The 18,459-nt window shown below is 55.3% G+C and carries 18 protein-coding genes, 1 tRNA gene and 1 pseudogene; 12 read left to right on the top strand and 8 right to left on the bottom strand.

Features of this window, described 5'->3' with window-relative positions:
- Window positions 1-21: 21 nt before the first annotated feature.
- Both PMI37_RS11665 and PMI37_RS11670 read left to right on the top strand, forming a co-directional pair.
- Entirely contained in the window at window positions 22-2,166 is a 2,145-nt protein-coding gene (locus PMI37_RS11665) for a 3-hydroxyacyl-CoA dehydrogenase NAD-binding domain-containing protein (RefSeq protein WP_008080958.1), read from the top strand.
- A 91-nt stretch (window positions 2,167-2,257) separates the two neighbouring features.
- On the top strand, window positions 2,258-2,980 hold the full coding sequence (locus tag PMI37_RS11670) for an amidotransferase (RefSeq protein ID WP_008080960.1): 723 nt from the start codon (window positions 2,258-2,260) through the stop codon (window positions 2,978-2,980).
- 81 nt (window positions 2,981-3,061) lie between these two features.
- On the opposite strand, the gene PMI37_RS11675 is transcribed toward PMI37_RS11670, so the two are convergent.
- The 3 genes from PMI37_RS11675 to PMI37_RS11685 form a co-directional block, all read right to left on the bottom strand.
- Window positions 3,062-4,033: a magnesium and cobalt transport protein CorA gene (locus tag PMI37_RS11675; RefSeq protein ID WP_008080962.1), complete on the bottom strand. Its 972-nt coding sequence runs from the start codon at window positions 4,031-4,033 to the stop codon at window positions 3,062-3,064.
- A gap of 134 nt (window positions 4,034-4,167) precedes the next feature.
- Window positions 4,168-4,890 (bottom strand): lysophospholipid acyltransferase family protein, encoded by a 723-nt coding sequence (locus PMI37_RS11680; protein WP_008080964.1) that lies wholly within the window; start codon window positions 4,888-4,890, stop codon window positions 4,168-4,170.
- Between the two features lie 216 nt (window positions 4,891-5,106).
- Window positions 5,107-5,796 (bottom strand): crotonase/enoyl-CoA hydratase family protein, encoded by a 690-nt coding sequence (locus PMI37_RS11685; RefSeq protein ID WP_008080965.1) that lies wholly within the window; start codon window positions 5,794-5,796, stop codon window positions 5,107-5,109.
- Between the two features lie 296 nt (window positions 5,797-6,092).
- Between PMI37_RS11685 and PMI37_RS11690 the strand changes: the two genes are divergently transcribed.
- From PMI37_RS11690 to PMI37_RS11710, 5 genes are all read left to right on the top strand, one after another.
- Window positions 6,093-6,182: transfer RNA gene (locus tag PMI37_RS11690), tRNA-Ser, on the top strand.
- Window positions 6,183-6,385: 203 nt separating this feature from the next.
- Window positions 6,386-6,577, top strand: coding sequence for a hypothetical protein (locus tag PMI37_RS11695; RefSeq protein WP_008080967.1), 192 nt, complete (start codon window positions 6,386-6,388; stop codon window positions 6,575-6,577).
- Between the two features lie 391 nt (window positions 6,578-6,968).
- Window positions 6,969-7,196: a hypothetical protein gene (locus PMI37_RS11700; RefSeq protein WP_008080969.1), complete on the top strand. Its 228-nt coding sequence runs from the start codon at window positions 6,969-6,971 to the stop codon at window positions 7,194-7,196.
- On the top strand, window positions 7,180-7,872 hold the full coding sequence (locus PMI37_RS11705; RefSeq protein WP_008080971.1) for a hypothetical protein: 693 nt from the start codon (window positions 7,180-7,182) through the stop codon (window positions 7,870-7,872). Before PMI37_RS11700 ends, PMI37_RS11705 begins: the two co-directional genes overlap by 17 nt.
- Entirely contained in the window at window positions 7,869-8,474 is a 606-nt protein-coding gene (locus PMI37_RS11710) for a hypothetical protein (protein ID WP_008080974.1), read from the top strand. Before PMI37_RS11705 ends, PMI37_RS11710 begins: the two co-directional genes overlap by 4 nt.
- A 204-nt stretch (window positions 8,475-8,678) precedes the next feature.
- Here the strand turns inward: PMI37_RS11710 and PMI37_RS11715 are convergent.
- Window positions 8,679-9,557 (bottom strand): annotated as a pseudogene (locus PMI37_RS11715) (tyrosine-type recombinase/integrase); the annotation flags it as partial.
- Between the two features lie 218 nt (window positions 9,558-9,775).
- Here PMI37_RS11715 and PMI37_RS11720 point away from each other — a divergent pair.
- On the top strand, window positions 9,776-10,096 hold the full coding sequence (locus PMI37_RS11720; protein ID WP_008080978.1) for a YbjQ family protein: 321 nt from the start codon (window positions 9,776-9,778) through the stop codon (window positions 10,094-10,096).
- Window positions 10,097-10,153: 57 nt separating this feature from the next.
- Here PMI37_RS11720 and PMI37_RS11725 read toward each other — a convergent pair whose 3' ends face one another.
- On the bottom strand, window positions 10,154-10,438 hold the full coding sequence (locus PMI37_RS11725; RefSeq protein WP_008080979.1) for a hypothetical protein: 285 nt from the start codon (window positions 10,436-10,438) through the stop codon (window positions 10,154-10,156).
- A gap of 240 nt (window positions 10,439-10,678) precedes the next feature.
- Between PMI37_RS11725 and PMI37_RS11730 the strand changes: the two genes are divergently transcribed.
- The 4 genes from PMI37_RS11730 (at window position 10,679) to PMI37_RS32030 (ending at window position 12,407) form a co-directional block, all read left to right on the top strand.
- Window positions 10,679-10,867, top strand: coding sequence for a hypothetical protein (locus PMI37_RS11730; RefSeq protein ID WP_008080981.1), 189 nt, complete (start codon window positions 10,679-10,681; stop codon window positions 10,865-10,867).
- 326 nt (window positions 10,868-11,193) lie between these two features.
- The gene (locus PMI37_RS11735) at window positions 11,194-11,565 is read left to right on the top strand and encodes a glycine zipper domain-containing protein (RefSeq protein ID WP_008080982.1); all 372 of its coding nucleotides are present in this window, start codon (window positions 11,194-11,196) and stop codon (window positions 11,563-11,565) included.
- A gap of 137 nt (window positions 11,566-11,702) precedes the next feature.
- Complete coding sequence (locus PMI37_RS11740; protein WP_008080984.1) at window positions 11,703-12,122, top strand: YMGG-like glycine zipper-containing protein; 420 nt, start codon at window positions 11,703-11,705, stop codon at window positions 12,120-12,122.
- A 123-nt stretch (window positions 12,123-12,245) separates the two neighbouring features.
- Window positions 12,246-12,407 carry a hypothetical protein gene (locus tag PMI37_RS32030; RefSeq protein WP_008080986.1) on the top strand — a complete coding sequence of 54 codons (162 nt, stop codon included), beginning with the start codon at window positions 12,246-12,248 and terminating at the stop codon, window positions 12,405-12,407.
- A gap of 223 nt (window positions 12,408-12,630) precedes the next feature.
- Here the strand turns inward: PMI37_RS32030 and PMI37_RS31250 are convergent, their stop codons facing one another.
- From PMI37_RS31250 to PMI37_RS32480, 3 genes are all read right to left on the bottom strand, one after another.
- Complete coding sequence (locus tag PMI37_RS31250; RefSeq protein ID WP_081500504.1) at window positions 12,631-13,035, bottom strand: Imm50 family immunity protein; 405 nt, start codon at window positions 13,033-13,035, stop codon at window positions 12,631-12,633.
- Window positions 13,036-13,143: 108 nt separating this feature from the next.
- Entirely contained in the window at window positions 13,144-13,530 is a 387-nt protein-coding gene (locus tag PMI37_RS11745; RefSeq protein ID WP_008080987.1) for a hypothetical protein, read from the bottom strand.
- Window positions 13,527-18,380 (bottom strand): RHS repeat-associated core domain-containing protein, encoded by a 4,854-nt coding sequence (locus tag PMI37_RS32480; protein ID WP_008080988.1) that lies wholly within the window; start codon window positions 18,378-18,380, stop codon window positions 13,527-13,529. The genes PMI37_RS11745 and PMI37_RS32480 overlap by 4 nt, the downstream gene beginning before the upstream one ends.
- Window positions 18,381-18,459 lie beyond the last annotated feature (79 nt).

The following is an 18,459-nucleotide window of genomic DNA, read 5'->3' on the forward strand; positions in this document are numbered from 1 at the left end:
CGAAATTCAAGGAACCTTGTTATGAGCGAAGCCATTCGTTACGAAAAAGCTCAGGACGGCATTGTCGTGCTGACCATCGACATGCCGGGCCAGAGCGCCAACACCATGAACGCCGTGTACCGCGAGGCCATGGCCGCGTGCGTCGCCCGACTGCTGGCGGAAAAAGACAACCTTGCCGGCGTGATCATTACCTCGGCGAAGAAGACCTTCTTTGCCGGCGGCGATCTCAATGAGCTGATCAAAGTCGGCAAGCCCGAAGCCAAAGCTTTCTACGACATGGTGCTGACCCTCAAAGGGCAACTGCGCACCCTGGAAACCCTCGGCAAACCAGTGGTCGCGGCGATTAACGGCGCGGCGTTGGGTGGAGGTTGGGAAATCTGTCTCGCCTGCCATCACCGCGTGGCGCTGGATGAACCGTCGGTGCAGCTCGGTCTGCCGGAAGTGACACTCGGCCTGCTGCCGGGCGGCGGCGGGGTGGTGCGCATGGTGCGCATGCTCGGAATCGAGAAAGCGCTGCCGTATCTGATCGAAGGCAAGAAAGTGCGGCCGCAACAAGCCTTGCAGGCCGGTTTGATTGATGAGCTGGCGGCGGATCGCGAAGAGTTGCTGGCCAAGTCGCGCGCGTGGATCGTCGCCAATCCGACGGCGGTGCAGCGTTGGGATGTGAAGGGTTATCAGATTCCTGGCGGTACGCCGTCGAACCCGAAAGTTGCGCAAATGCTGGCGATTGCACCGTCGATTCTGCGCAGTAAAACCCAAGGGACAATGCCGGCACCGGAGAAAATCCTCTGCGCAGCGGTGGAAGGCGCTCAAGTGGATTTCGACACTGCGCACCTGATTGAAACCCGTTATTTCACCGAGTTGACCACTGGGCAGATTTCAAAAAACCTGATCGGTACGTTCTGGTTTCAGCTCAACGAAATCAATGCCGGTGGTTCGCGGCCTCAGGGTTTTGCGCCTTATAAAACACAGAAGGTTGGCGTACTCGGTGCCGGGATGATGGGCGCCGGGATTGCGTTTGTCAGTGCTTCGGCGGGGATCGAGGTGGTGCTCAAGGACATCAACCTCGCGGCTGCCGAGAAAGGCAAAGCGCACTCGGCGGCGTTGCTGGACAAAAAGGTCACCCGTGGCCAGATGAATGCTGCGCAGCGTGATCAAGTGCTGGCGAGGATCACACCGTCCGAAAGCGATGCCGATCTGGCCGGGTGCGATCTGATCATCGAAGCGGTGTTCGAGGACCGTGAGCTCAAGGCCAAGGTGTCTCTGGCCGCGCAGCAGGTGGTCGGCGCAGATGCGGTTATTGCTTCCAATACATCGACCTTGCCGATCACTGGACTGGCGAGCGCCGTGCCGGATCAAAGCAAATTCATCGGCCTGCATTTCTTCAGTCCGGTAGAAAAAATGCCGCTGGTGGAAATCATCAAAGGCGCGCAAACCAGCGACGAAACCCTCGCGCGCGGTTTTGATTTCGTCCTGCAAATCAAGAAAACCCCGATCGTGGTCAACGACAGTCGCGGTTTCTTCACCTCGCGGGTTTTCGGCACCTTCACCAACGAAGGCATCGCCATGCTCGGCGAAGGCGTCAGCGCGCCGATGATCGAGACCGAAGCGCGCAAGGCCGGGATGCCGGTCGGGCCTCTGGCGATCTCCGACGAAGTTTCCCTCAGCCTGATGAGTCATATCCGCAAGCAAACGGCCAAAGACCTACAGGCAGAAGGGAAACCGCTGATTGAGCATCCGGCCTTCGCCGTGATTGACTTGCTGCTCAACGAATACAAACGTCCGGGCAAGGCTGCTGGCGGTGGTTTCTATGAATACCCGGCCGGTGGCCAGAAGCATTTGTGGCCGGAACTGAAAACGCGTTTCGAGAAGGCCGACGGGCAGATCTCGCCGAAGGACGTACGTGATCGGCTGTTGTTCGTGCAAGCCATCGAAACCGTGCGTTGCGTGGAGGAGGGCGTGCTGACCTCGACGGCGGACGCCAATATTGGCTCGATCTTCGGCATCGGCTTCGCAGCATGGACCGGCGGTGCGTTGCAGTTCATCAATCAATACGGCGTGAAGGACTTCGTCGCCCGCGCGCAGTACCTGGCCGAGCAATATGGCGAGCGTTTCGCCCCGCCAGCGCTGCTGCTGGACAAAGCGGCAAAGGGTGAAATGTTCTAACGGGAGGCGCACTCCGGGGCTTGCCTTGTCAGGGTGTTTCAAGGCAGGCTCTGGGGTGTTCATTATTCCCATCATGTGTCAGGTATTTTTTATGTCGCTACGCATCTGCATTCTGGAAACCGACATCCTGCGTCCGGAACTGGTCGATCAATATCAGGGTTATGGGCAGATGTTCCAGCGCCTGTTCTCGCAGCAACCGATTGCCGCCGAGTTCACCGTCTACAACGTGATGCAGGGCGAATACCCGAGCGACGACCTGACCTTTGACGCGTACCTGGTCACCGGCAGCAAGGCCGACTCGTTCGGTACCGACCCGTGGATTCAAACGCTGAGGGAATACCTGCTGAACCGTTACGAGCGTGGCGACAAACTGCTTGGCGTGTGTTTCGGCCATCAACTGTTGGCGCTGCTGCTGGGCGGCAAGAGCGAGCGCGCGACGCAGGGCTGGGGCGTTGGCACCCACAACTACAAACTCGCGGCCAAGGCGCCGTGGATGAGCCCGGTGCGTGAAGAACTGACGTTGCTGATCAGCCACCAGGATCAGGTTACTGCACTGCCGGAAAACGCCACGGTGATTGCTTCCAGCGATTTCTGCCCGTTTGCCGCGTACCACATCAATGATCAGGTGCTGTGCTTCCAGGGCCATCCGGAGTTCATTCACGATTACTCGCGGGCGCTGCTCGATTTGCGTCAGGAAGCACTGGGTTCGCAGATCTACAGCAAGGGTGTGGCCAGTCTTGAACAGGAACACCATGGCGCGACGGTTGCGGAATGGATGATGCGGTTTGTGGCGCACAAGCCTGAGGTCGCTTAATAGCAGATCAAAAGATCGCAGCCTTCGGCAGCTCCTACACTGAAATCCCGTAGGGGCTGCCGAAGGCTGCGATCTTTTGATTTACAACCACCCAGACTTCTTGAAACTCGCCCACAAACTCACACATCCCACCGTAATAAACCCCAGCACACCGAAATAGCCGTAATGCCAGCTCAGCTCCGGCATGTTCTGGAAGTTCATCCCGTAAATCCCCGCCACCGCCGTGGGAAACGCCAGAATCGCCGCCCAGGCAGCAAACTTGCGCTGCACCACGCTCTGCCGAGACGCTTCCAGTAACACACCGATCTCGATGGTCTGGCTGGCAATGTCGGCCAGAGTGCTCAGGTCTTCCATTTGCCGCGTCACGTGAATCTGCACGTCGCGGAAGTACGGGCGCATGTTCTTGTCGATAAACGGAAAGCTGAGCTTCTGCAATTCCTCGCCAATCTCGACCATCGGTGCTGCGTAACGACGCAAGCGCACGACATCGCGGCGCAAGCCATGCAGCTTCTGAATATCGCGCTCGTTCAAAGCGCTGCACAGCACGTTGCGCTCCAGCTCATCAATCTCGGCATGAATCGCTTCGCCCACCGGCTGATAGTTCTCGATGACGAAATCGAGCAACGCGTAGAGGACGAAGTCTTCTCCGTGCTCCAGCAACAGCGGCCGCGCCTCACAGCGTTGACGGACATGGGCGTAGGACGCCGAGTGGCCGTTGCGCGCGGTGATGATGTAGCCCTTGCCCGCGAAGATGTGCGTCTCGATGAACTGCAGAACGCCGTTCTCACGGATGGGCGAGTAGGTGACGATAAACAAAGCGTCGCCAAAGGTTTCCAGCTTTGGTCGGCTGTGTTTTTCCAGGGCGTCTTCGATGGCCAATTCGTGCAGGTTGAACTGACGTTGCAGATTGAACAGCTCCTGAGCGTCCGGCTCTTCCAGACCGATCCAGACAAAGTGACCGGTTTTCGCGGCCCAGGCAGCACCTTCATCGAGGGTAATATTGGTGACTTTCTTACCCGCGCTGTACACCGCAGCAGCAACAACTCGACCCATGGTGGTGATTCACTTCTTTTTGGCAAATGGCAGGGAATGAAAGGCTTCAGCTTAGCCGTGTCGCTGCTTCAGAGTCAGTGAAATCTGCACAGTTCACCGGGCAAAAGAAAACCCGCACAGGGCGGGTTTCGTTTTCAGGCGGCTTGTAGCTGCCGATCCATCGATTCGATGCACTCGCGCATCTGCTCACGGCACTGATCGATCAGCATGGGCATGTCATCCATGGTCAATCCGGCTGTAGGAATCGCCGGCAGCGAGCGTATGAGAATTTTCCCGCTGCGCCAGCGATTCAGGCGCATGTGTTTGATGTAACTGCTGACGCACACCGGCACGATCGGCACACCCGCGGCAATCGCCATCTGGAACGCGCCTTTCTTGAATGGCAGCAAGTCTTCGCCAAGGTTACGCGTACCTTCCGGGAACACCCAAATCGAGGTGTCTTCATTCTGCAGGGTATTGGTAGTGGTCAGCATCGACTGTCGCGCCTTGTGCGCATTGCCACGGTCGATCAACACATTGCCGGCCAGCCAGAACAACTGCCCGAACAGCGGTACCCACTTCAGGCTCTTCTTACCGATGCACACGGTGCGACGAGGTACGACGTTGCCGAACACGAACAGATCGTAGTTGGATTGGTGGTTGGCGATGATCACGCAACTGTCGGGCTTGTTCATCAAGCCGCTGACATCGGACTTGACCCGCAGGCGCAAAATGCACATCGCCGGGAGTGCGTAGAGGCGGGCGCACAGTCGGCTGTTGTCCGGATTGAAAGGGCGGCATATACCGAGGATCACCCCAAGGATGCCCGCCAGAATAAAGTGCAGGCCCATCAATAACATACGAAACACGAACAGCATTTTCAGGCCCCACCGGGACAAAAGGTGGCGCAGTGTACGGATGTGCACTGTTTTCGGCAATTGCCGCTATAGAGTCCGGAGATAGGCGATGTTTAAGCGCATGTTTCAGAGTTGCTTGTCAGACCCGTCCTAGAGCCGCTACAGCGTTTTCAACCGAGCGTGTAAGAAAAAGCCCGACACGAGGGTCGGGCTTTTCTTCAATGCTTGAGCCTGGGCTTAACCCAGATGCTCCTGATCCTGGACGATGGCGTTATCGAGGGTTTCCAGCAGCGCCTTGCGCACCTTCAGCTTGGTATTTTTGTGCGCGAGCATGTTGATCTTCTTCAGTTGGCGCGCGGCAGCAAGGGCGGCACCTTGCAGTTCCTCGGCGGACACCACCTTGTCGAGGAACCCGGCATCCACAGCACTTTTCGGATCAAACATCTCGCCATTGATCACTGAGCGGTGGAACGCCGAACGACGTAGGCGATCACGCGCCAGCTCGATCCCGGCGTGGTGCATGGTCATGCCGATCTGCACTTCATTCAGGCCGATGCTGAACGGGCCATCGACGCCGATGCGGTAATCCGCCGACAACAGAATGAAAGCACCTTTGGCCACGGCGTGACCCGGGCAAGCAACAATCACCGGGAACGGGTGAGAGAGCAGGCGACGTGCCAGCGTCGACCCCGCAGTCACCAGCGCCACCGCTTCTTTAGGCCCGGCTGTCATCACCTTCAGATCATAGCCGCCGGACAGAATGCCTGGCTGACCGGTAATGATCACGATGGCACGATCAGTCACCGCTTGGTCCAGCGCCGCATTAAAGGCCGCAATCACGTCCGGGGAAATGGCATTGACCTTGCCGTTGCTCAAGGTCAGGGTCGCGATACCGTCTTCGAGGTGGTAGGAAATCAACTCACTCATGACGCTATTCCTTGTAAGAAAGATGGGCAGACGTTACCCACCGCCGCAGGTCAGGTAAAGCGCCGTGACTGACCCGCCAGTCACCGATTCGCGGCTGATCCAGCGTAGCTCGCCATTTTGCTTCTATATAGAAGGGGCACAGTCACCGGAGATTGGCCGGTTTGCCATGGGCCGTCAGCAGCGCAAACGGCTTTTTCTCTTAAGCGCATGAAAATTCTGCAAAAAAAGTTTGCCATCGGAAAAGCTTTCGACTACATTAGCGCGCCTCGACAGACAGAACATGTTTGAAGAGATACGGTGAAGTGTCCGAGTGGCTTAAGGAGCACGCCTGGAAAGTGTGTATACAGGAAACTGTATCGAGAGTTCGAATCTCTCCTTCACCGCCACATTTAGTAAACACAAACCCCTGATTTTCCTAGAGAAAGTCGGGGGTTTGTGGTTTTTGGTGTCCCAAGAATGACCATATGGGACTGGCATGGGACTAGCGCATTGTTCTGGTGCGAAAAATGAGGCGCAGCGAGCGCGCCGTTGGTGATGATTCGACTCCCCTGGACTAAGCTCTCCAGAACCCTCGCTCAAGGACGAACGCATGCCAAATAATTCCGACTCCAACGTCGCCACAGCAGATGCTCTGACATTGCTCCAGCACAACCAGCATGCATTGGCTGCCGCAATCGAAGAGGTCACGAAATGGCTTTCAGAGAATGGAGTAGAAGATGTTGCCCTTAATGCTGTAGGGGCTATGGAAACCTTGGATACGAATGCACAGGCATTATCATAAGCGATCCTGCGATTACGACAGTCCTAGGAATTCGCGCCTGATTCCGCATACGCAAAACGACTGGCCATCAGAAATTTTTTCAGACGTTCTCATTTGAAGGCGGACGGCCGGATGTAGCATTTCTCAGGGCTCCACTGTGGACACAACGGCAGCGCTTTCGATCTGAGACTGTAGCCAGCGGTACGAGCCAACTCCACTATGCGGTAGGGATTAGCAATTATGGAGCTGTGCGTATTCTGGCTCTGTTGTCCCCGTTCACTACCAATCCCACTAGATTCTGTTGACTCCTAGGGAGACTCACGCTTTAAACCCAACGTGCTATGCTCGGCTTGCTGCGGCGTAGTCTTACCTAATCGTCACGACCGCCGTTTTTATATCAATTGGAATAGACATGTCGAAAGTTAAAAAGGAAAATTTGCAACGTCACACTCCTCCATCCTTGGTTTCAGGCTTCAAAGCGGCCCAGACCAAGAGCGTAATAGTAATTGATTTTATTACGGCGCTTCCCGATGAACCTGAACAAATTTTCGATTCAGTAGCTATGACTAAGGATGTCGCTCAGAACTTGTTGAAAGCTCTAAGTCAATTTTTGGAAGGCGATGATGGCGAAGAAAATTGAGGAAAAGGTACTAGCCCCAAAGACTGGTCATTACTATATAAAAGATCATTTTGTAACGCATGTCCAGTCTGCGTATTTGCAAAAAAAACAAACTCAAGAAGACGTTAGGCCAAAGTTTGTAGGTCAAGTTTTTTACACTAAGAGCTTTGCTACAGTATACGAACAAGAAGATCATCCTTTTGTTGATGAAAGGATGTCTTGGTATGACGCTATTGAGAATGGTGAATTAAAGCCCAGCATAGATCAGCATGGTAATGTTAAGATTCTGGGAGATGGGCTCATTAACTCCCAGCATGCGGAGTGGTGCGAACAAATTGAAACGGTCGCTAGTCAATGGATAGAGAGAGAGTACTGCAGGAATTCTCAAGTTTCTGAGAGGAATAATATTGACTCTATACTCCAAGCACTTTCGCAGTTGACTCGTTACCTTCCAGAGCTTAAAGAGAAGCAGCCGAATTATTTTTTAGATTTCGAGACTTATAAGATTGGCGTTACTCTACAAGGCGAGGGTACGCTCACTCTGTTGATTGGTGGAAATTCTGAAGTTGAGTACTCTTATGCTCAGCGTCAAACAAAAGGCTCGATAAGGGTTTCTGGGATTGCAAAACTTTCAACTAATATTAGAAACTCAAAAAACATATGGAAGCTACTGAATCTCCAAGGGATTATCAAATGACTGATCACTCTGCAGAAACTCTGGTGTATCGGTATCTTAAGCCAAGCGATATTCGCGGTCAGCTTTGCTGGTCACAGGTTGATAGCAGCGTGACCATGAGCGAGACTTGTGGTGGAGAGTTTGTAGAGTTTGCAACATTTGATTTGCGCGAAGAACGTGAAGAGAAAGCAGTTTCATTTTTTAGATCATTCAAAGTAGATGATACCAACCGTATTCTTGATGTGTTAAATGAGTTGCGCTATCGGAGAACGAAGGGTGGGAAATATGAGGATTCGGGGTTTGCCGTCAATGCAGGGATAATGCGAATTGATTATGAGCTCGCGCATGAAGATCTAAATGATGAGCATGAAGTTATTATTTTCAGAGATGACGATGCATCTGGTAGAGAGTGTCGTCACTACGGCTTGACTATCACCCCTAATGCGACGACTCCCCGTCTTGAAATAATCAACGCGCTTCTTGAACTATCTAAGTTTTTTGCGTTAAAGCAGAGATCTAAAAAACCGGATACTCGGGAAATAATGGAGTTCAGTGACGCGGAATCTGCATTTTTCTCAATCGCTAGCAGCGCGATTATAGGAACGCCGCCCGCGACAACATGAAGGTCCCGTAAAATATGAAGGCAGGAACTTCCATTTTATTGCTTGGACGACTGATACTTAAAATTCCAGCCTAAGTTCAATCGGCCCCCACACCAGCCCCAGGCGTGGGGGTTTTTTTTTGTGGCTGTGGAAACCAGTCCCCCCAAGGCTGGCTTACCACTCCGTGATCTTCTGGCTTCTCCGAAAGCGGTAGCCACAGCTTATTCAGTGCAGAGCTGTAACCGGTGATAGCTTCAAGGCCATTTGCAGCATGCCGACCACATCGGGTCCGTCCTCATTGATCCACGTTCCGTAGTGCTGGCGGATCATGTTGCCGTTGGTATGCCCCATCTGCTCGGCGATCCAGTCGATCGACGCCACACCGGTGGTCAGCAGCTGGCTGGCGTAGGTGTGCCGGCATTGACCGGGTCCCCGATAACGAACGCCGGCGGCGAGCAAGTGCGCTTTGAAAAAGCGATCGCGCACTACGAAGTCGTTAGCGTGCGGCAAGCCGCTTTTGCTGTTCAGGAATACAAAGTGCAGTTTGTGTGGTCCCACGGTTTTGTTGTCCAGCTCGACCACCTCCACGGTTTCCGCCTTGCGTCTGCGGGTCAGCGCATCGATCTTGCGCAGGGCGTCCCACGCCGGAGCGAGCAGGCGCACCCGGCGCATCGATCGGCGGGTTTTCGTCACCCGATAGGCGCCGCGTACCTTGGAACGGCGAAAGGTCACCGTGCCCTGCGCCAGGTCGACATCCTTCCAGGCCAAAGCGATCGTCTCCGACACTCGCGGGCCGGCCCATAACATGAACTGCACCATCAGTAGTTCGTGTGTACGGCTGGTCGGGGTGTCGAGGATCTGTTTGATTTCCGCGCGGGTGAACGGGTCCGGGGCTTCCGGATCGGGCAGGCGCACCATCAACCCCTCGGTCGGATCGTGCGCCACTTTCATCCGCGTGCGGTACAAGCGAAACACCTGGCGCACGTTGCTGATGATGTCGCGGGTGGTCTTGTTCTTCAGGGTCTTCGACAGCGTGTCCTGAATCCACACCTGCAGGTCGAGGTGATCGATCTGGTTGATCTGTATCTTGCCCCAGCGTGGCCTCTGCAGCCCTTATAAACCGGGGGGGGTGTGCACAGAAAAGCGCAAACGGGTAGTTTCGAATCTCTCCTTCACCGCCACATTCAGTACACAAAACCCCTGATTTCGAAAGAAGTCAGGGGTTTTGTGGTTTCTGGTGTCTGGAATTTATCAGGCGGCGGATTGGAGTTGCGTTGAGCATTACAATCAGCGCTTTTATTCATCAGTAAAAGGACGACACCATGATCATCTCAACGACTCAATCCATTGAGGGTCGCCAGATCACCGCCTACCTGGACATTGTCAGTGCGGAATCGGTGCAGGGCGTCAATGTGATCCGCGACATGTTCGCCGGTATGCGCGACTTTTTCGGTGGACGTTCGCAGACGCTGGAGCGGGCGTTGAAGGAGGCTCGTGTGCAGGCGACGGAAGAACTTCGCGAGCGGGCGCGCGCTTTGCAGGCGGATGCGGTGGTCGGGGTGGATTTCGAGATCAGCATGCCCGGCGGCAAGGGCGGGATGGTTGTGGTGTTTGCGACGGGGACGGCGGTGAAGTTGCGCTGATGGGGTGTCAGGCCTGTGAGCCCATTCAAAAGTCGAATGGGCTCTTTAGGTTGGCGATCAGCCCTGTGGCTTGAGGATCACCAGACCTTTATCGTCATAGGTCAGCGGCGTGTCGATAGCGACCAGCGGAGGCGTATCGGAGGGTTGGCTCGGTTGCACCGGCTGGCTCGGATGGTAAATGACGCCAGGCTGCAGAACCGGCGTATCCGGACCCGGATTTTTGATGGTGATTTCGCCGGAAGCGATCTTGTCCTTGAGTTTTTCCGCGCCAGCCTTGCCGGCTGCGATTTGTTCGTCCGTGAGCTTTACGACGGGCAGATTCGGGAATCCGTTGATTTGCATGTTCTCTCCTTGAGATTCATTTGTATGAAAAAGGGCAACGGCCAGTCGGCGGAATTCTTTAGTGATGTGGGACCAATGGTTTATTCGCCCGTCTATTTTTTGTAGGCCATTCGTCGGGCATCAGACGATCTGAATAACAAGTCCAGGAATGACCGGCTAGTCTCAAAAGCCTTGGAGGTCGATATTTTTTCAGGCAAAAGGGTTTTTGCCGGTGTCGACTGATGGCGAAGGGGCGAAGGTATGACTGATCCGTATATCGAAGACGATGGGGCTGAATTTTCCTTCAACAACTGCGTACGGTGCGGCCAGACCGAGTACCAGGCAGGTTTTGGCGAGGACCCGGTGCAGACCGGAAAGATCAAATCCACGGCGCCCAAGGGGCCGAAAGCCAAATTTCTTCCGAAGGTCGCAACTCGTGCCCGAAAATAATTGCGCATTGAACGACCCCGTCAAATGAGCGGGGTTTTTTGTCCCTGATGAATGGAGGGGAACAATCCCTGCAGACGACGAAATGGTTCGGAAGGTTTTCACAAACTTTTCACGTTGATCGAAGTAGGGTGAAGCCATCCGTTAGAAAGCAAGTCTCCAGCCCGTCTCCCCAGCGGGCTTTTTTTTGCCTGTCATAAAACCTTTTCCAGAATCGCTGTCCAATCGGCGCCATGTGCGCGCAGGTCTCTGAATTCGTCTGGACTTTTGCGCCCCGAGAGCATTAAATCCCGGCCCTTTTTGTCATCCCAATTTTTGAGGTTTTCTTCATGCGTTTAACTCTGCCTGCTCTGGTTCTGGGCCTTCTGGTTGCTCAAGGTGCAATGGCTGCCGGTGATGGCACTGCGGCGCTGGGCGGTGGTCTGGGTGGTGCGCTGGGTAATGTGCTCGGTCAGAAAATGGGCGGCAGCACTGGTGCCGCAGTGGGTGCCGGCGTCGCTGGCGCGGCGGGCAGTGCATTGACGGCTCGTAAGGGCAGCCGCACCAAAGCGGCCATCGGCGGTGGTGTCGGGGCAGCCGGTGGTTCGGTAATCGGCAACAGCCTGGGCGGCCGGACTGGCGCCACCATCGGTGCAGGTCTGGGCGGTGCAGCGGGCGGTGCGGTCGGCAGCAATCTGGCCAAAGGTCACAAGCGTCACTGAAACTGATCGTTGTTCAGAAAAAGCCCGGCTCAATGCCGGGCTTTTTAGTTGCTGAACGTTTTTCCCACAAGCATCTCCAATATCACATAGGCCCTTGCTTGGGCGGACTGTCCCGATTCGGGAACTGTGAGGTTCAAATGCGATTGTCATTATCTGCACTGTTTTTCGGATTACTGGTGACGCAAGGCGCGATGGCTGCCGGGGATGGTTCGGCAGCCGTCGGCGGCGGGCTCGGTGGCGTATTGGGCAACGTGGTTGGCGGCCAACTTGGCGGCAGCACAGGCGCGGCGGTTGGCGCAGGTGTAGGCGGCGCGGCCGGCGGTGCGGTCGGGGCGAATAAACGCAATCGCACCGAAGCCGCGATTGGCGGTGGCCTCGGCGCTGCGGGTGGTTCAGTAATCGGTAATAGCCTCGGCGGATCAACGGGTTCGGCGGTCGGTGCAGGATTAGGTGGCGCGGCTGGTGGTGCGGTCGGCAACAACCTGGGGGACGACGGCGGATCCCACTCCGGCGGCGGCCACAAACACAAGAATAAACACAAGAACCGTCATCATTGATCAGCGGTTCAACAGAAACCCGGCCTCGTGCCGGGTTTTTCGTTTTTGCAGGTAGGACTCAGGAACGATTGGCTGCAAGGCTTTTCGAACGTCATACACTTCCCCCAAAAAAAGAGGTTTGCCATGACTCCCGAAACCGAAGGCAAGGAAGAAAAAGGCCCGAGCGGGCTGCCGTTTATCAATGATCCCGGGAACGAGGATCCGGGCTCGCTGATGGATGATGCGACGGTGCCGCTGAATGATTCGGATGAGGCGGATATGGAGTATGAAGAGGATGAGCAGTGAACGGTTGCTACTGGAGGCAACCTGCTGATTGACTCTAAGGGCCTGGGACTTCAGGCCCTTAGGACGCGTTCAGATGCCGCTTCATGACGGTGAGACTTGAAGACGAAAAAAGAAGTGGCTGTTTAGCCAATGCTCAATTTTGCGCTTATGTCGGGGGATGAGTATGTCGAGATTATCTGGGGGTGCCATTTTTTTATTTATTTAAGGTAATGCCGGTAATACGTTATTTACTAAGAAATGGAGTTTTTGTCAGGTACACCGAGGGCTCTTCGAGATTTATAAATGACGTAGTAAAGCTTATCGATGAGTTTTTTGATGTGGCCGAAACGAGAAGGCGGGAGTTGCGGTTGTCTATGTTTAATCGAAGATCGTTTTGGTTTGGTAGGTTTTTTATAGATAAATTTTCTATTTCACTGCATTTTAGTCCAATTCGGCAAGCGTTAAACTCAATTGCTTTCCACTTTGCTGGAAGTATATCTGGGATTTCGGGTATGTCGAATCCTAGTGTAATAGTCGAGTAGTTGTTATCGATATTTAGAATGAAAAGACGTATTTCGTTTATGGCTACCGAAGAGGTAAAAATCATGTTAAAAAAGGTGCTTCCGTTTATGTCGTTCCAATACTTCATGATGACCTCTTGAAGAAGGGGGGGTTATCTGTGAGATCTTTACTGGCTTCTTGTGCCTAATTTTTGTGAATGAATTTAGTAATATTTTCAGGATGAAAATCGTATTATTCAAGAAATCGTCCACTTTAAATAAAACAAACGTTGCTCGTCCGGATTGCTAGTCAAGTCACGCTCCTCATAATCAAATATAAATACGAGATCATCTAAAGAGGGTTCCTTGCCATTCACCAATTCGTATGCCTTTAGCCCAAGTGACATCTGAGATGACATGCTCGATGGGTGAACGTTTAACTTTGCGCCCTTGCAGTAGAAAGTCAGGTGTGGGTTGTCCTTTCTTAGCAATGAAAAGCATTTGTAAAAATCGCTATCAGTATAAGTTCTTTCTTTGTTGTCTTCAGGTTTTATTGTTATAGATATCGCTTGGCTATCGCAAAGAAGGTCGAGTTTTTGTATTTCATTGTGTTTGGCTACGACAACTGTAAACGTAGTTTTCATTTGCTTGTGTTCCTGTGTGGATTAGGGATTGAGTAGCCGAACTCTTTGCCATCGTCGATAATTAGTGTAGCACCAAGAATGTCTTCCCTCCTGATCTTGCCGGGAATAGCAATTTCCTGCTCTTTACTAAAGTTATAAGCCGTACCTAGCTCTTTTTTTAGATCATGTCCGGGAATCATTCTGAGTGTGTAGAGAAAACCAGGTCTTGTAAAATAGCTGGTGGCGAATGCTTTTCCCATGTCTCTAGAAAGAGAAGTGCTTATGAAATTACTTGGAGGGAAATCACTATCGATAGAGTGAAGAAAAAGATCGTTGCTATTCCCCTTGCTTTTAAAACCGTTCTCGAAGACTTCTGATGGATCTGTTGAAGACCCACGGTACAAGTACATTTGTTGTGGCACATGGAGGGACGGATTTTCCGCACCACCCTTAATCTTTGTGGTGGGATCGACTGATTCGAGTGATGGTTTCTTGCATCCATCCCCACCCGGACAATCACTCAACCCCAACGGATCCACCCACCCCGTCGGATTCGGCGTGTACTGATACTGATTAATCCCACCCGCCAGCTTCACCGGATCCGGCGTCAGATACCGTCCCAACCTCGGGTCGTAATACCGATGCCGGTTGTAGTGCAGCCCACTTTCCCCATCGAAATACTGCCCCTGAAACCGCAACGGTTGATCGAGATAGTCCTCGGCCGCCAAGGTCAGCGCCGCGACCTTGCCGTACGCGTCGTACTGCGCCGACCAAACGATTTCCCCGCTGTAATCGGTCAGCTCCAGCGGCGTACCGAGGTGATCGAGTTGGTAATAAAACGGGCAAGCCTTTTTCGGGCCTTTGCCGTCGAGCATGGCCAGCGGGCGGAAGGTGCCGGGTTCGTAGACGTAGCTGCGGTATTCGTTGGGGCTGTTTTCGGCGACGAGGTGGTCGCCTTGCCAGAAGAACTCGGTGGTGACGCCGTCGACGGTTTTGCGGATGCGGCGTCCGAAGGCGTCGTATTGGTAGGACGCGGTTTTGCCGTCCGGGCGGGTCAGGCCGATCAGGCGGTGCTGGCAGTCGTAGCGGTATTCGGTGACCAGTTTGTGCGCGCTACCACGGCGTTCGCGGATCAGGTTGCCGAAGGCGTCGTAGTCGTAGTGGCGGTCGCCCTGCATCAGCAGGCGATTGCCTTTGATCCGGCTCGGGCCGGTGCCGTCCTGTGTCAGGAGGTTACCAGCCGGGTCGTGGGCGAAGCTTTCCGGCAGTTCGTCGCGCGAATGCCGGACGCGGATCAGGCGGTCGAGGGTGTCGTAACCATAGGTGCGCTGGCCATGGCGGGTGTCGGCGATGTGTTCAAGGTTGCCGTTGGCGCTGTAGGCATAGTCGCGCCGATACAGTGACTGGTGTTCATGGCCTACGGTATGGGCCAGCAATTGGCCTTGATCGTCGTAGGAATATTCGCTGAGCAACAGGCCTTGCTGACGCTGCTGTTCGCGTCCCGACTGGAAGGTGTGCGTGGTCAGTTGCGCGCCGTTGAGGTCGATACCGCTCAGCGCGCCGCCCTTGGTGTAGCGGTAGTCGAGCTTGCTGTTGTCCGGCAGGCGCAGTTGTTTGAGCTGACCGCAGGCGTCATAGGCATACCGTAACGTGCCCCAGCCTTGGTGCTCGGTGATCAGCCGATCCTGACGGTCGTACTCGAAAGCCAGCGGATGTTGCTGGCCGTCATCGACGCTGACGAGGCGGCCGAGGCGGTCGTATTGGTAGCTGACCCTGATGCCGTCGGGCAGGGTTTTGACCAGAAGACGCCCGGCAGCATCGCGTTTATAGGCCGTGACTAACTGTGAGCCGTCGTCGCCAAACTCGGTCTTCTCCAGCAGGTGCCCGTTGAGGTCATAGGCATACGCGGTACGTTGGCCGTCAAAGCCGGTTTCCTCTCGGATCAATCCGGTTGGCGTGTAGTCCAGCAGGTATTTTTCACCGGACTCGTTTTCGATCTCGGTGAGCAACAGTTGCGCATGGTCGTAGCGGTACTGCACCCGCGTGCCGTCGGGGTTGATCCGCCGCGAAACCAGATGCAGATCGTCGTCGTATTCATAACGGGTGATGCGCCCGAGTTCATCACGCTCGGCGGTAACCTGGCCGTAGGCGCCGTAGCTGTAGGCGCGAGTCGCGCCTGTGGGAAATGTCGTCTGCGCCAGTCGGCCGACGGCGTCCCACTGCAGACGGGTCACCGCACCGTGTTCGTCAACAACAGTCGTCCGCCGTCCCTGCGCATCGTAGGAAAAGCGTCGTACGCCACCCTCAGGCAACGTTTCCTCGGTCAACTGGCCAAGGTCATTCCAGACCCAGCGATGCCGGCTGCTGTCCGGGTAACGGATTGACAGCAGCTGCCCGCGAATATCGTAGTAGTAATGGGTGACCTGTCCGTCGGGATCGACGGCTTCGGTGACATCACCCTCGGCATTGCGCCGGTAGATCCAGGTTGCGTCGCCCCGGCTGCGTTTGTGCAGGAAACCGTTGCGATATTCGTAGGACGTTGGCGCGTCATCCGGAGGAATCAGTGCAATCAGCCGTCCGATTTCGTCGTAGTGGTATTCGGTTATGGCCCCCAGCGCGTCCTGCTCGGCGACCAGACGCCCGCAATCGTCGTAGGCCTTGAGGTGTTCGCCACCGTTGGCCTCGACCTTGCGCACCAGTCGTGCACGGTCGTCGTGGACGTAAACCTCTTCGGTGCCGTCGACGTAATGCACTGTGACGCTGCCATCGTCATCCCAGACGTACCGCGTATTCATCTGCGAAAACGATGCCCAGTGGCGCACGCAACGGGCGGCCTTGCCGGCGCGTTCCCACTCCCAGAAGAAGCTCGCGCCCCCTGTCAATTGCCGCTGCAGGATCACGTGGGCGTCGTCGTAGTCGTAGCGCTCGCTGTCACCGACGGCGTTGGTCGCGGCTAACAGGCGTTGGCGGGCGTCGTAGCAGTAGCGGGCGAGGGTTTGTTCAGTGGCCCATTCAGACGCGTGGAAAACCTGGTAATCGACCGCGATCAATTGCGCCCGGTCATAGCGCAATCGCAGCGCCCGGCCAGCGCCATTGTCGAGACGATCAATACGATCCTGACGGTCCCGACTGATGCACAGTCGATTGCCATACGCGTCACTGATCGCCGTCAGCCGCCCCGCGCGGAAGTGGTAAAAGCGCGGCACATCCCCGGCCAGTGCAAGGATCAGTTCCTGTGGTTCATCGCCAAGAAAGATCGCCGCCCGCGACAGACTGTTGTGAATCGCCGGCCGCTCGACGTCTGGTAACGGGAACCGAGTTCGGCGGTTCTCGTGGTCGATCCAGACCACACAATCGCCTTCGAACAGCAGGCGGTGCGCCAGCGAATGGCTCCAGCCAAATCCCAGGCCGACATCGACCTCGACAGCGCTGGTGCGATACACCCGGGTGAACTCGAACGGCAGTCGCCCATCAAGCACACCATCGGTCAGGGTCAACAGTTCTTCGCCGGTGACCATCGACACCGGGCAGCCATTGGTGCAGGTCAGCGGTACGCAATCGGCGTTGTCGCCGTTAGGGTTTTTCGCCTGATCCGGTACATCGTCGTGTGGCTCATGGCGTTGCAGGGCCGCCATGTTGCGAGTCTTGTCGCGTGTAATGGGCGCCGGATTTGGCACCGTCAACACCAAAGAATCGGCTTGACGAATGTTCAGAGGAATGGCGGGCGTCGGATTCAGCACAACGTCGCGTGCATTGATCATCAGCGGTTTCAGCACGCTGGCATGTTTGTCCAGCGGCGGTGCAGTGCTCAGTTCCGCCAGTCGCAACGCTGAAGCCGCCAGCCACTCCCGTGCTCGCGGCGACTTGATCTTCGCCAGTACTTTGCTGCTCAGGCGTATTTGCACGCCGACACCGCCAGACAGCCGCATCAGCAGAAAAGCGATCAGCAGTTCGACGCGAACTTCAGCCACCACTTCAGCCACATACTGCGGCGGCAGCATTTTCAGCCAGCTGGTGAATGCCGCGAGATGAATGAACAGCAGCGGCTCATCGCTGAGGATCAACAAGCCGTCGGCAATGGACGCGCTGGACGCTTGCAGCAACGCTTCAAGCTCGGCTTCGCTGAGGTAATCGAGGAGCTTTTCGCTGTTGGCCTGCAAGTCGGCGAGGAGGGCGAACACCTGCTTGATGTCATCCCAGACGCCGTGCAGGGCACTCTCGAATCCGCGCCAGTCGGCCCGCTGTAATTGGCCGTAACGGTCAGCGAATCCGGCGCTGGAAAACTCTTTCCACAGAGGTTGGAACCCGCTCCACTCAGTCCGCAGCCAGCCTTCCAGACCGGCAAGGATGGCCTCATAGGAGGCGAACAGAGCACTGACGTGAGCGGCTGAAACATCGGGAAAGAAGGTGATGCGATAACGCTGGCCCCGATCGCAGTCGGTCACTTGCAGAATGCCGCTCGGGCCAATGGTGTGATGCAGCGGTGCGCCAAAGGTGAGAACCCCGTTGACGTCACTCAGCAGCGGTTCAAGTGTTAGCGGGGTATCGCCGATCGGCACAAACCGTGCGGCTTCGAACATGTGCACCAGCGTCAACGGCCCGCTGGCCGGGCACATCACCACCGACGAACTGATCGGCTTGGAGGATTTCAGCGGTGCACTGAGCTGGACGTCGTTGCCGACCTTGAACACCTGCTCGATATCCAGCGCCGTCCCGGTCCAGAACGCTTCAGCCCAGGCCTCGTAATCGTTCAGGCACAGACGGAACTCCTCGATCAGGGTCTCGAAATCCGGGTGTTCGGGATTCAGTGCGGCAACTACCAGCAGGCCAATGCTGTTGTTGAGGGCCAGTAGCCGATCGGTTTCGAGCATTCGCAGTTCTCGCGCACATCAAAAAGGTGCGAGGACTTTGCGGGGGATCAACGCGGAAAGAAGTCGGCCAAGTAGGTGA

The sequence above is a fragment of the Pseudomonas sp. GM80 genome (genome assembly GCF_000282515.1).
Taxonomy (GTDB): Bacteria; Pseudomonadota; Gammaproteobacteria; order Pseudomonadales; family Pseudomonadaceae; genus Aquipseudomonas.